Below are 276 nucleotides of genomic sequence, written 5' to 3'. Positions count from 1 at the left end.
ACGCAAGATCAGAGGCGGTTATGTCCGAAACTGAAAATGGCTACCGGCTAGTAATCGGTGCTATGCAGATGACTGACGAATTGCTTGAAGTCAAGAAAACTGCTAACGGTAGCTCGGTGATTTTTTATCAGCGTGTGGCGTGGATGCCAGGCGTTGGCCGTACCGCTATCGAGAATGCAGTTAAGAACTGTCTTTAACCAACGTCCCGTACCGCAGCCGCCAACTGGCGGCTTTTTATTGTCCGGAGAATGGCATGTCCACAGCAGCACATTACTC

At 50.4% G+C, this 276-nt stretch carries 1 protein-coding gene; it reads left to right on the top strand.

Going from position 1 to position 276, the window contains the following annotated elements; all coding sequences use genetic code 11:
* A partial coding sequence (locus KMS84_RS40090; protein WP_256921584.1) for a hypothetical protein occupies positions 1-197 on the top strand: 197 nt, incomplete at its 5' end.
* Positions 198-276 lie beyond the last annotated feature (79 nt).

It is taken from the genome of Streptomyces hilarionis (assembly GCF_024539675.1).
GTDB lineage: Bacteria > Actinomycetota > Actinomycetes > Streptomycetales > Streptomycetaceae > Streptomyces > Streptomyces hilarionis.
Note: the sequence above shows the minus strand (reverse complement) of the source record. Positions and strands in the feature narration are given on the sequence as shown.